Annotated in this window: 11 protein-coding genes, 1 tRNA gene and 3 pseudogenes; 6 read left to right on the plus strand and 9 right to left on the minus strand. The window is 63.9% G+C overall.

Features of this window, described 5'->3' with window-relative positions:
- Positions 1-15: 15 nt before the first annotated feature.
- Positions 16-1,533, minus strand: a complete 1,518-nt coding sequence (locus tag ACVIIV_RS22190; protein WP_456746053.1) for an ATP-binding protein — start codon at positions 1,531-1,533, stop codon at positions 16-18.
- Between the two features lie 68 nt (positions 1,534-1,601).
- On the opposite strand from ACVIIV_RS22190, the pseudogene ACVIIV_RS22195 reads away from it, so the two are divergent.
- Positions 1,602-1,877, plus strand: a pseudogene (locus ACVIIV_RS22195) (DUF1731 domain-containing protein); the annotation flags it as partial.
- Between the two features lie 13 nt (positions 1,878-1,890).
- On the opposite strand, the pseudogene ACVIIV_RS22200 reads toward ACVIIV_RS22195, so the two are convergent.
- Positions 1,891-2,743 (minus strand): annotated as a pseudogene (locus ACVIIV_RS22200) (LysR family transcriptional regulator).
- 112 nt (positions 2,744-2,855) lie between these two features.
- Between ACVIIV_RS22200 and ACVIIV_RS22205 the strand changes: the two are divergent.
- Positions 2,856-3,278 (plus strand): tautomerase family protein, encoded by a 423-nt coding sequence (locus tag ACVIIV_RS22205; protein ID WP_456746054.1) that lies wholly within the window; start codon positions 2,856-2,858, stop codon positions 3,276-3,278.
- 68 nt (positions 3,279-3,346) lie between these two features.
- On the opposite strand, the gene lipB is transcribed toward ACVIIV_RS22205, so the two are convergent.
- Entirely contained in the window at positions 3,347-4,096 is a 750-nt protein-coding gene (gene lipB / locus ACVIIV_RS22210) for a lipoyl(octanoyl) transferase LipB (protein ID WP_456746055.1), read from the minus strand.
- 82 nt (positions 4,097-4,178) lie between these two features.
- Between lipB and ACVIIV_RS22215 the strand changes: the two genes are divergently transcribed.
- Positions 4,179-4,421, plus strand: a complete 243-nt coding sequence (locus tag ACVIIV_RS22215) for a FliM/FliN family flagellar motor switch protein (protein ID WP_018647371.1) — start codon at positions 4,179-4,181, stop codon at positions 4,419-4,421.
- Positions 4,422-4,587: 166 nt separating this feature from the next.
- Positions 4,588-4,672 (plus strand) — tRNA-Leu (locus ACVIIV_RS22220).
- 327 nt (positions 4,673-4,999) lie between these two features.
- Here the strand turns inward: ACVIIV_RS22220 and ACVIIV_RS22225 are convergent.
- From ACVIIV_RS22225 to pdhA, 4 genes are all read right to left on the minus strand, one after another.
- A complete protein-coding gene (locus ACVIIV_RS22225) occupies positions 5,000-5,284 on the minus strand; it encodes a GYD domain-containing protein (protein ID WP_456746056.1) in 285 nt (94 codons plus the stop codon).
- Positions 5,285-5,463: 179 nt separating this feature from the next.
- A complete protein-coding gene (locus tag ACVIIV_RS22230) occupies positions 5,464-6,561 on the minus strand; it encodes a dihydrolipoamide acetyltransferase family protein (protein ID WP_456746057.1) in 1,098 nt (365 codons plus the stop codon).
- Positions 6,562-6,580: 19 nt separating this feature from the next.
- Positions 6,581-7,561, minus strand: coding sequence for an alpha-ketoacid dehydrogenase subunit beta (locus ACVIIV_RS22235; protein ID WP_456746058.1), 981 nt, complete (start codon positions 7,559-7,561; stop codon positions 6,581-6,583).
- Positions 7,562-7,578: 17 nt separating this feature from the next.
- Entirely contained in the window at positions 7,579-8,619 is a 1,041-nt protein-coding gene (gene pdhA, locus ACVIIV_RS22240; protein ID WP_456746059.1) for a pyruvate dehydrogenase (acetyl-transferring) E1 component subunit alpha, read from the minus strand.
- Between the two features lie 405 nt (positions 8,620-9,024).
- Between pdhA and ACVIIV_RS22245 the strand changes: the two are divergent.
- Together ACVIIV_RS22245 and ACVIIV_RS22250 are read left to right on the plus strand one after the other, a co-directional pair.
- Positions 9,025-9,507, plus strand: a pseudogene (locus tag ACVIIV_RS22245) (ubiquinone-dependent pyruvate dehydrogenase); the annotation flags it as partial.
- Positions 9,508-9,586: 79 nt separating this feature from the next.
- The gene (locus tag ACVIIV_RS22250; protein ID WP_456746060.1) at positions 9,587-9,913 is read left to right on the plus strand and encodes a thiamine pyrophosphate-dependent enzyme; all 327 of its coding nucleotides are present in this window, start codon (positions 9,587-9,589) and stop codon (positions 9,911-9,913) included.
- Positions 9,914-10,006: 93 nt separating this feature from the next.
- Here ACVIIV_RS22250 and chrA read toward each other — a convergent pair whose 3' ends face one another.
- Both chrA and ACVIIV_RS22260 read right to left on the minus strand, forming a co-directional pair.
- Positions 10,007-11,227 (minus strand): chromate efflux transporter, encoded by a 1,221-nt coding sequence (gene chrA / locus ACVIIV_RS22255; protein WP_456746061.1) that lies wholly within the window; start codon positions 11,225-11,227, stop codon positions 10,007-10,009.
- 261 nt (positions 11,228-11,488) lie between these two features.
- Positions 11,489-12,463: a tripartite tricarboxylate transporter substrate-binding protein gene (locus tag ACVIIV_RS22260; RefSeq protein WP_456746062.1), complete on the minus strand. Its 975-nt coding sequence runs from the start codon at positions 12,461-12,463 to the stop codon at positions 11,489-11,491.
- Between the last annotated feature and the right edge of the window lie 5 nt (positions 12,464-12,468).

Here is a 12,468-nt window from a genome sequence, read left to right on the forward strand (position 1 = left end):
TTCGAGAGAGGTGGGTTACCTTGGCAACTTGGCGATCGCCTCGCTCAGCTCATGGATCTCGTAGGGCTTGCGCAGGATCGGGAAGTCGCCGCGCACGCCGGCGGCGACCTCGCTGTAACCGGTGGCAAGCAGGACCGGCAGACCGGGGCGGATCTGGCGCAGGTGATGGGCGAGGCTGAGCCCGTCCATCTTGCCGGGCATGACGATGTCCGAGAACACGAAGTCGACGCCGTTACTCTCGATTTCGCGCAATGCCGCTTCGGCATCGGCGACCCGGCGCACGTGGTAGCCGAGCTGTTCCAGAAGACCGATGCTGACCAGAGCGACTTCGGGATTGTCCTCGACCAGCAGCACCGTGCCGCTGCCGCGGAACGACATTCCGGATGTCTCGCGCGACGGCGCATCTGTGCCGCGCGGCAGGACGATGGTGAACGTCGTGCCCTTTCCGAGCTCGCTTGCGACCTTCACCGTGCCGCCGGCCTGATGGGCGAAGCCGTGTACCTGCGAAAGGCCGAGGCCCGTGCCTTTTCCGATCGGCTTGGTCGTGAAGAACGGCTCGAAGATCTTATCGAGAACGTCGGAGGGAATTCCGAGCCCGGTATCGGTGATGTCGATTGCGACGAAGTCGCCGGCAAGGGATGTCTCGTTCAGCACGACATTGCGTGCCCCGATCGTCACCGTGCCGCCGTCCGGCATCGCATCGCGGGCGTTGATGACGAGGTTGAGCAGCGCGGTCTCGAGCTCGGAGACGTCGGCCCTGATCGGCCACGTGTCGGAGTGGATGTCGAAGGCGAGACGCACGGAACGGCCCACGCCGGCGTCGAGCACCTCGCGGATGGCCGCGATGCGTTCGGCGAAATCGATCGCCCGCGGGTTGACGCTCTGCCGTCGCGCGAAGGTGAGGAGCTGGTTCGTCAGCGCGGCGCCGCGTCTGGTCGCGGTCTCGATCGCGGACAGGGCGCGCTTGAGCTTGGGGTCGTCGGCGGCGTTCTTCTTCAGGATGTGAAGGCTGCCGCTGATGATCATCAGAAGATTGTTGAAGTCGTGGGCGACCCCGCCGGTGAGCTGTCCGAGTGCATCGAATTTCTGCGACTCGGCCAGTTGCTTCTGCATCGCCTCGAGCTTGAGTTGGGAATTGCGACGTTCAGTGATGTCGCGCGTGATCTTGGCGAAGCCGATCAGCGCGCCGTCCTCGTAGATCGGGTCGATCACCACGCTGGCCCAGAAGAACGTGCCATCCTTTCGGACGCGCCAGCCTTCCTCCTCGTATCGGCCCTTTTCCCGCGCAATGCCTAGCGCCCGCGCCGGCTTGCCATTGGCGCGGTCAGCCTCGGTGTAGAAACGGGAAAAATGCTGGCCAAGGATCTCGTCGGGCGAATAGCCCTTGATGCGTTCACCGCCGATGTTCCAGCTGGTGATGATCCCCTTGGGGTCAAGCATGTAAAGGGCGTAGTCAGCAACCCCCTCAACCAACAGCCGGAAACTGCGCTCGCTCTCGAACAAGTCTCTCTGTTGACTGAACTTTTTGGTCATTCCGGACCCCGCCTCGACGGGGACAAACGCCGCAGCCGGCGGATTCGTTCCCGTGCTATGGGACATTTTTAGGCAAGTGTCATAGGCGGTATGAGGTGCTGGTCAGCGGCTCCGCGATCGGCTGGTACGGATCATGGGCCGACCAGGTGCTGACGGAATCGGCGAAGTCACATACCTGCTTCGCATTGTTCCGCGTCCCCGGCGGCCTGCTCCGCCGGATCGGCGGCGGCTTCGCCGACGAGCTGCTGCTGGGCGGCCAGCGCATGCTGCCGAATAAGGCGCTGAGCCGCGGTTTCGTGTTCCGGCACGAGACGCTGCGCAGCGCGTTTGAGGCGATCCTGTGAGGGTTAAGCGGGCTCAAGCCGCCAAGCTCCGGAACGTCGCCGCCACCGCGCGCAGCGCCGCGAGTTTTGTGGGGTCGCTGACCTTCGAATGCAGCATCACCTTCGAGCTGCCGAGCTTCGGCAGCTTGTGTACCGGCCCGATATCGATCAGCCCGGGAGGCGCGATCCGCCGCGCCAGCGGCGCGATCGCAAGCCCGGCAAGCGCGGCGGCGACCACCGCAGTGACGCCGCCGCCGACAAAACGCTCGCGCCATGCAAGGCCGGCCTTGTCGAGCGCGCGCACGGCCACCGCGCGGACGCCGCAGGGCGGGGCCAGCGTAGCGAGCGGCAGCGGCTCGCCCTTCGGCAGGGTGAAGCGTCGTGACGCGAACCAACCAAACTCGTCCTCGGCCAGCTTCTCGCCGCCGCGGCGGCTGCCTTCCTGGCGAACGATCACCGCATCCAGCTCGCCGGCGTCATAGGCATCCTGCATCTCGCGCGAGAAGCCGATGGTGACGGCGAGGGTGAGGTTTGCCGACATCGCGTGCAGACGTTCGAGCAGTGGTACCAGCTCCGGGCCTGCGGCGTGATCGGAGATGCCGAGCGTGAGCGATTGCGCCGCCGGTGCCTCACCAGACAGCGCGCGGTCGTGCGCCGCTATCAGCGCGCGGGCGCGATCGAGGAAGCCGGCGCCGTCGGCGGAGAGCCGGACCGCGCGCGGCGAGCGCTCAACGAGGGCGTTTTCCGAGCAGCGTCTCCAGCCGCTGCAGCTTGAGGCTGACCGCCGCCTGCGTCGTGCCGAGTGCCTCGGCCGCACGCGTAAAACTCTGGAGGTCGGCGACCAGCAGAAAGGCCTGGATGGTGGCGATGTCGAGTGTGGATGGCATTATCAATTGTTATCACTGGTATCACTAGAGATAAGATATCAAAATGACGGTGCGAGGTCTAGCTTCTCACCAACGCCGCGCAAGTCGCGCGAGCATATCGAGGAGAACGGCCATGCCCCTGATTACCGTGTCCTACACCACCGCCCGCCAGTCGCCCTCGCTGAAGGCCGACATCGCCAATGCCGTGTCCGAGCTCACTGCAAAGATCCTGCACAAGGATCCCAAGGTCACCGCCATCATCGTCAAGTCCGTAGATGCGGGCGACTGGTTCGCCGGCGGCAAATCGCTCGCCGAGCAGAAGCTCGCAAGCTACTGGATCGACATCCATGTCAGCGAAGGCACCAATACCAAGGACGAGAAGGCGGCTTATCTTGCCGCCATGTTCAAGCGCATGGCCGAGATCCTGGGGCCGTTGCATCCCGAGACCTACCTGCATGTCGATGAGGTCAAGGGCGACGCCTACGGTTTTGGCGGTCTGACCCAGGAGCGGCGCTATATCGCCGGAAAGCTCGAGGTTTCGCTGCAGGCGGCGTGATGCCGAAAGCCGCGGGTGAACGATCTCACCCGCGGCCTGCGCGCAGCGCACGGCGAACAGGAAAGCGCCTAGGCGATCACTTCCGGCAGCAGCGCGCGAGTCGGCCCGAACAATTCCTCGAATGCCTGCCGGAGCGCAATATCGACATCGGCCATGGTCGCGAGCTGGCCGAGATCGACCAGCGAGGTGACGCCGTAGCGGGGATCGACGACGCCGCAGGGCACGATGCCGGCGAAATGCGACAGCTCCGGCTCGACATTGATGGCGATGCCGTGGAACGAGACCCAGCGCTTCAGGCGGACGCCGATCGCCGCGATCTTGTCCTCGTGTTCAGGCCCCTTGTCCGGCCGCCTGACCCAGACGCCAACCCGGTCCTCGCGCCGCTCGCCGCGGACGTTGAAGGCGGCCAGCGTGCGCAGAATCAACTCTTCCAGGCTCGCGACATAGGCCCGCACGTCCGGCCGGCGGCGCTTGAGGTCGAGCATGACATAGGCCACCCGCTGGCCCGGCCCGTGATAGGTGAGCTGCCCGCCGCGCCCGGTCGCGAAGGTCGGGAATCGGGCATCGAGCAGGTCGGAGTCCTTGCCCGAGGTGCCCGAGGTGTAGAGCGGGGGGTGTTCGAGCAGCCAGACCAATTCCGGTGCCTCGCCCGCCGCAATCGCGGCGACCCGGGCCTCCATGGCGGCCACCGCGTCCGGATAGGGCACCGGAGCGTCCGAGATCAGCCATTCGACAGGCTCGCCGCCTGAGGCGGAAAACGACGTCAAATCGAGCCCTTGACGCTGGTTTTGGCGGGGGATTTCAGGCGAATTAACCATTGGCTAACCATAACGTGGTGATGATCGCAGGCGCAAATGCCAAGTCCTTTGGCGCAAGTCCTAAGTTGTGGCGGTCCCGACAGTGCCTACTCTCGATAAAGTCACCGTGGATCTCATGGTCGTCCTCGGGACGACCACCATGCCGATCCATCAGGTATTACGTCTTTCCCGCGGCGCCATCATCGAGCTGGACGCAACCGAGGCCGACGAGGTCAAGGTGTTGGCCAATAATCTGCCGGTCGCCTCCGGCGTCGTGCTGGTCGACCGCAACCGGATCGCGGTGGAGGTCAAGCAGATGCTGCCGCGATCGCCGGGGACCCGATAGCGGCCTAGGGGCCCGCCCCACAAGGCCGATCTTCTGGGGAGGGCGGCGTTTTTCCTGCCAAGCTTGTGGAATTCAGGGCTTTTGCAGGCTTGTATCCCCCTGATGGATTTGTTAGATCGGCGCCGCTGATCCGGCCGGCCTCAAAACCTCAAGCCGGCATCCCTTAGCGCTCGTGGCGGAACTGGTAGACGCGCTGCCTTGAGGTGGCAGTGGGTAACACCGTGGGGGTTCGAGTCCCTCCGAGCGCACCAAGCAAGTCAATAGCTTGCAACACTACGCACCAGAACGGACCTTTCAGTTGGGAGCACCTGTCGCTAGCTGGTCCGAACGGTGGGTGCGGCAAGGGTGGCCGCTTGCGCGGTTGCCGCGCTTCCCCGGTAGCTCCATTTCTCGCCCAGCGGCACTGTAGGATAACCTTGTTGCTGCGAAACGCCTTGAGTCTCGGGCAGGGCACCGAGTCGCTCGCCACTGTGCGTGATTGTCCTGTGGCTCCCGATGAGAGACTCGAACAGCGATCTTCAGCGCCACTCGCGCAACGGGTGGCCCAACTCCGAACGCGGTCGACGTTCCATCCGGTCTCAGTCCGCGGCGTCCTTAACCGCCGCTTCAAAGGTCTTTGCTTCAAAGGCTGGCATGCTTTGGATCCGGCCCAGACCCTGGTTGGAGTACCAGACGGAAAACGCAAGGACCGCCTCCGGCTTCGGGGCATCGACGACGTCGACGAAATCGTAGTAGCCCTGCGTATAGTGGATCGACTCGATTTTGATGCCAAGCTTGTCGAGCTTCGCCTTGGCCTTGCCAACTCGCTCCGACTGCTTGCTTGCCCACTCCGGGCTCAGATTTCCGAGCAGCACGTATTTCATGATCGCCTCCACGGCAGGTTGATCATTTCGCGCGAAGGGAGATGCAATTATACGCTCATCGACGGGGCGCGCCTATGGCCAAGACGGATGACCGTTCGCACCGCACTCTCTCAATCTGGGTACCCGAATGGCGCGGCGAAGGCGGGCGCCACCGTGCCCACAGATGCCATGGTCGATTTTCACGACATCAGCTCAAGATTCAACTTGAGTGCGACCAGGAAGCGAGCGGCTTCGCCTCCGGTCACGATACGATGGTCAAAGGTGAGCGACAACGGCAGCATGCGCCTCACCGCAGGCTGGCCCCGATGCGCCACCGCCCGCGGGGAAATCCGCCCCGCTCCTATGATGGCCGCTTGCGGCGGCACGATGATCAGATTGGCAAACCGGCCTCCGATCATCCCGAAATTCGACAGCGTAATGGTCGCGCCGCGCAGTTCTTCCGGGGGAATCGAGCGCGCGATTGCGTCAGCCCGCAGGCGGTCGAGACCGTTCCGCAAGTCCGACACGCTGCGCTCTGCGACGTTGCGCAACACGGGAACGATTAATCCCCCCTCGGTGTCGACGGCAATCCCGAGATCGATGCGGGGATTCAGGCGACGCTCTCCCGTGGTGGCATTATACCAGGCATTGAGCGCGGGTTCTGCCTTGCAAGCGACGGCGATGGCCCGCACCAGGCGGATTGTCACGTCCTCGCCCGTCGGCCAGTCGTCGATGTCGGCTTCATCCGTCACGGTGGCGGGGACGATTTGTGCGTGAGCTGCCGCCATGCGTTGAGCCATCGCGCGTCGCATGCCGCGCATGGGCTCGGCGAAGCCGGATTCGGACGTGCTCTTTGCGGCCCGTTCCACATCGGCCCGCGTGATCGTGCCGCCGGGCCCCGTGGCCTCCACGGTCTCAAGATTGACATCGAGCTTGCGCGCGAGTGCGCGCACAGCCGGAAACACGTGAGGCTGTCCGGTCGCTCGTTCGAGGGAAATCCCAGCGGCTGGCGGATGTTCCTCCCTGCCGAGTTCGCCGACAATCGTGCCAGTATCCTGCTCGGCGCCCTCGGCAAACTCGACGAGCGGCGCGCCGACCTTTACGATGTCTCCCTTGTTGCCGAACAGGTGCGCGATGCGTCCGCTCGAGGGCGATGGTATCTCAACGACCGCCTTGTCGGTTTCCACGGAGAGGAGCGGCTGATCGGTGACGACGTGATCGCCCTCCGTGACATGCCAGGTGACGATCTCCGCCTCTTCAAGTCCTTCACCGAGGTCCGGCAGCACGAACTGGCGCATGGGACAACGTCCGTCCGGTTTAGCTGAATTGGCACACTTTGCGTGTCGCGGTCGTGATGCGTTCAACAGAAGGCATATAGTGTTGCTCGAGGCGTGCCATCGGGATGACGGTGTCGTAGCCGCTGACACGCGTCACCGGCGCGAGCAGCGAGGACAGGCCACGCTCAGCGATCATCGCGGCGATCTCGGCTCCAAATCCGCCGGTGCGTGCCGCTTCGTGGACAATGACGCAGCGCCCGGTCTTGGCGACCGAACTGAGGACCGTGCTTTCATCATATGGCTTCAGGGTGGCAAGATCGATGACCTCTGCAGCGATGCCCTCGGCGGAGAGCGCATCGGCCGCTGCCATGGTCTCCTTTAACACCGCGCCCCAACTGATCAATGTGACGTCGCGGCCTTCCCGCAGGACAAAGGCACGATCCAGAGGCAAGGCTTCGCCATTGTCCTCCACCTCGCCTTTCGCGGCGCGGTACAGGCGTGTTGGCTCCAGAAACACCACCGGATCCGGATCGCGGATCGCTGCGAGGAGAAGACCATATGCGCGTTCCGGCGACGAAGGCATGACAACTCGCAAGCCCGGAATGTGGGCGAGCATCGCCTCGGTGCTCTCGGAATGGTGCTCGGGCGCGCGAATGCCGGCTCCATGCGGCGTGCGCAGAACCATCGGGCAGGTGAGGCGTCCCCGGGTGCGATTGCGCATTCTCGATGCATGGTTCACCAGCTGATCCAGACAGGGATAAACAAATCCCATGAACTGAATCTCGCCGACGGGCTTGAGTCCCTGCGCCGCCATGCCAACGCAAAGACCGCTAATGAGAAGCTCGGCCAGTGGCGTATCCAGAACGCGCTCCGATCCAAAGCGCTGTTGCAGGCTCGCGGTAGCGCGGAAGACGCCGCCGTCGACGCCGACATCCTCTCCAAGAACGACCACGCTCGGGTCATCCTCCATCGCGCGTCCGAGCGCGAGGTTGATGGCCTCGACCAATGTTATCTCAGCCATCGTGCTCTCCCGAGAGTTCACCACGTTGCGCGGGCGTAGGCCTCGGGCAGGTCGGCGTAGAGGTGATCGAACATGGTCTCGGGGCGCCGTGGCTCCGTCGCCAGATAGCGCTCGACCGCTGCCTCTATCCTCTCATGGCACTCGGCCGCCAGCTGCTCTTCATCTGCCTTGCTCCACATTTTTTGGCGAACGAGGTAAGACCTGAGCCGCGCAACCGGCTCCTGCTTCCAATGAGCCTGCACTTCTTCCGCGGAACGATAGCGGGATGCGTCGTCGGAGGTTGTATGATCGCCGAGCCGATAGGTGACTGCCTCGATGAAGCGAGGGCCTTTGCCGTCGCGGGCCGCGGCAATGGCCTCTGCAGCCGCGGCGCGCAACGCCACCACGTCATTCCCATCGACCTGCTCTCCGGTGAAGCCCGCGGCGATGGCCTTTTGCGCCAGCGTTTCCGACCCGGTCTGCAGCCGCAACGGTACCGATATGGCCCATTGATTGTTGGTGGCGACGAATACAACCGGCAATTTGTGTGCGCCGGCGAAGTTCATCGCTTCGTAGACGTCGCCTTTCGAGGTAGCGCCGTCACCGAACATGCACACGGCGACACGCCGCTCTTTGCGCAGCTTGAAGGCATAGGCGACGCCGGCGGCATGCGGCGCCTGAGATCCGACGGGAACGCAAAACGGGAAATCATGCACCGGCCCCGAGAAGTCATTGCCGCGTTCGTCCCCACCCCAAAACAACAGAATTTCCTCCAACTTGACGCCACGCCAAATCAGGGCGCCATTGTCGCGATACGAGGGGACCAGCACGTCTTCTTCTTGCATCGCACTTGCAATCCCGACCGAGACTGCTTCCTGCCCGAGCGAGACGGCATACGTCCCGAGCCGGCCAGTGCGCTGCAATGCGACGGCCTTTCGGTCAAACTGCCGTAGCAGCACCATTGCGCGATACAGTGCGAAAAGTAGCTTGGAATCGGTGGCGAAGGCGGGGAGCGGTCGGTTTGCCGAGCCGTCTGGCGCAAGGTAATTGCGGCGGCGCACCTCGAAGCGCGCGATCACGGGGAGCTCTTCGCTTGCCCTTCTGCTGGCCACGCTCTCCCTCCTGGAGTGACGAGTGCCTGCGTCCTGGAGTTCATCTGGTGCTTGGGCCGTGACGACGCAATACCGTGGCGAGTCCACTCCGGCGCAAAGTCGGGGGAGTGGCGCGCCACCGCGACATCAAAATTGCCCGCTAAAGGCGCCGCAGGATGCGAGACGGCACCTTAACCTCGGGTGCGCTCCAGCTAAGCTGCTGAAAATCAGCTGGAAAGGCCCGCCCTCCAAGCGCACCACCTCGCAAAGATCATATTGAGATTGCTTCGGTTTATGACCGAAATGTTCTCACTTGCGAGTCAGTGGGAACATCGACCTCAGCGCGGCACCCGACCGGTCTACAGCGCTGTGCAGCACGGCGATCTGCTTCTGATGCTGGGTACGGATTATCCCTTTTCAAACTTCCTGCCCGCTCACGGTAATGTTGTCCAGGTCGATGAGCGGCCGGCTGCGTTAGGTCGAAGAACACGAACCTCGTATGCAATCGTCGGCTCCGTCAGGCCTACGCTCGAACTGCTGCTGACGAAGCTGAAGCCGAAGAATGATGCGACATTCTTCGATCGAGTGAAGAACGAGCGCGCCAAGTGGGATGGCATGCTGGACCAGCAGGCCAATCTGAGCAGGAGCCAGCACAAAATTCATCCTCAGGCTGTAGCAAGAACAGTCAGCGATCTCGCAAAGCAAGATGCGGTGTTTGTCCTGGACACGGGACTGAACACGCTTTGGTCCGGCAATTGGATCCGGCAGAGCGGCCGCCAACGAATTGTGGGCTCGTTCAACAATGCGGCCTGCGGCACTGCACTCGGCCAAGCCAATGGAATTCAGGCGCTTGATCGTGGCCGACAGGTCATAGTGCTCACCGGTGATAGTGGCTTCAACATGCTGATGGGCGAATTCATGACGGCGGTTCACCACCAAGCTGCCTGTCAAGGTCGTGATCTTCAACAATGCAGCACTCGGCCTAATCACGCTGGAAGCGGAAAGCGTTGGGATCGTTCCCTTCAGGGAGGCAATCGAGTTTCCCAATCCCGATTTTGTCGCGCTCGCGCGAGCCTGCGGAGCGAAAGGCTTTTCAGCCAAAACACCCGAGAACCTGCTTCCGGCGATCGTCGAGGCACTGAGCTGCGAGGGCCCGGCGATCGTGGATTGTCTTGTTGCATCGGACGAGATGCCCAATATTCCGCATCTCGAACTCGAACAGGTCAGAGGCTACGCGATGGCCAAGATAAAGGAAGCCATCGCCACCGTGGTGGGCGGATGATCATGTCCCGCGTCGTGGATGAAACGTGCGCGATGCCGCCCCGCGGCGCTCGCGCACTTGTCGCGATGCCGGGTTTTCTTGCGCGCCCAGCGGTCAAATCAGCGCCATCGCAACGCCGGCCACGGCGCTGAAGGCGACGACGAGGAGCGGAGGAGCGCGCCACGCCACCAGCAGGACGAAGCCGACAAGCGCGATGCCGAAATCTCTCGGCGAGTGCACGGTCGTTGTCCATACCGGATCGTACAACGCAGCGCCGAGCACGCCGACTACCGCGGCGTTGACGCCCCGCATCATGGCCTGGGCGCCGGCCCGCTTCCGAAACGAATCCCAGAACGGCAGGGCGCCGAGCAGGATCAGGATCCCCGGCAGGAAGATGCCGGCGAGGCCAAGTACGGCGCCGGCAAGCCCATGCGGCTCCGGAGTGACCACCGTGCCGAGATAGGCCGCGAAGGTGAAAAGCGGACCGGGCACCGCCTGAGCGGCGCCGTAGCCGGCGAGGAAGGCATCGTCGCTCAGCCAGCCCGGCGCGACGAAGGCTTCGCGGAGGAGTGGGAGCACGACATGGCCGCCGCCGAAGACCAGCGCGCCGGAGCGATAGAACGCGTCGAACAAGGCGACGCCCGAGGATCCCGTCAACCCGCGTAGCGCGGGAAGCCCCACCAGCAGAATGAAGAACATCCCAAGCGTGATCAGGCCAACGGTTCGCGACACCGGAATTTCGACGTGCCCGGACGGCGCAGCCGCCTCGCTCCGGCACAGCCATAGACCGGCGAGGCCGCCGAGGACGATCGCGCCGATCTGCGCAATCGACGCCGTGCTGAAGAGGATGATCAGTGCCGCCACCACCGCGATCGACGCGCGCTCGCGGTCCGGACAGAGGTTGCGCGCCATGCCCCAGACCGCCTGCGCCACGATGGCGACCGCCGTCAGCTTCAACCCGTGCAGCAGGCCGGCCCCGGCCGGCCCGGTCAACGCCCCGGCCCCATAGGCGAAGAGGACAAGCGCCGCGGCCGACGGCAGCGTGAAGCCGGTCCAGGCGGCGAGGGCTCCCAGGTAGCCAGCGCGCATCAGCCCGATCGAGAATCCGACCTGGCTGCTGGCGGGGCCCGGCAGGAATTGGCACAAGCCGACCAGGTCGGCATAGGCGTGCTCGTCGATCCACTTCCGCCGCACGACGAACTCGTCGCGGAAGTAGCCGATGTGGGCGATCGGGCCGCCGAAGCAGGTCAGCCCGAGCTTGAGGAAGATGCGCAGCACCTCGAGTGGCGAGCCGCGGTGGGCGGGGACGGTCGCGGTTTCAGCGGTGAGATCCATGCGTCACACGTCGTCGAACAGGGCGATGAAACCGAAATCCATATGCCATTGCTGGCGGCAGCGGAAGAGCGTCGTCGTGGGGCCTGCTACGGTCATCGGATTTCGACAGTCGATGCCCCAGCGCGGTCGTCCGGCGATCTGGCAAGCCGGCCGCCTGGACGCGCGAACCCAAGCGCAGCGATCGAACCGCAGTGCCGCCGCAGCGTAGGAGGATCGCACAGTGCTTTCGTAACCCGTTCGTCGCCTTCTTGCGGCCGGCGTCTACTGCGGCTCGATTCCAGCCGCCTTGATGATCCGCCCCCATTTGCCGATTTCAGCTTTCAGAAAGGCTTCGAGGGCTTCCGGGGTCGCGCGCTCAGGCTCCACTGGAGCCATGCTGAGTTCGGCAAAGCGGCTGCTCAGCGCGGGATCCTTCAGCGCCGTCTGCAGCGCGCTCACGAGCTGGTCGACGACGGGCTTGGGCGTCCGGCGCGGCGCGTAGAGACCGTACCACGTCGTCACATCGAAGGCGGGAACGCCGGCTTCAGCCGAGGTCGGCACATCAGGCAGCGTCGCCACGCGTTTCTTGCTGGTGATCGCGTAGCCTTTGATCGTGTTCGACTGGATATAAGGCGTCGGTCCGGTCGCGGGATCGCAATAGACGTCGATGTGGCCGGCGATGACGTCGTTCAGTGCCGGGCCGCCGCCCTTGTAATAGATGGGGGTGAGCCTGGTATCCGTCGCGCTCATGAACATCAGGCCGCAGAGCTGCGAGGCTGAGCCGAGCCCGACATTGCCGAAGGTGATCTTGTCGCCGGCGTTGCGGATCTGCGCGATGAGCTCGTTGAGATCCTTGGCTGGAAAGTTCGGCCGCGCCACGAGGATCATCGGGACGTCGGTGACGAGACCGATCATGGCGAAGTCTCCGACCGGATCGAACGGCAGCTTGGCATAGAGGGCAGGGGCGGTGGCCTGGCCGACATGCATCAGGAGCAGCGTGTAGCCATCAGGGGCCGCCTTGGCGACACGGTTTGTGCCGAGCGTGCCGCCGGCGCCGACGACATTTTCAATCACGATGGACTGTTTCAGCGTCGCGCTCATCGCGCTGCCGAGGATGCGTGCGATCACGTCGCCAGGACCACCGGCGGAGAAGGGGACGATGATCGTGACCGGGCGTGAGGGATAGTCGTCCGCGATGGCCGCGCCGCAGGGATAGAGCAGGATAAGCAGGATCAGCGATCGTACGAGATACGTCATCGAAC

This window comes from Bradyrhizobium sp. USDA 4354, assembly GCF_054060315.1.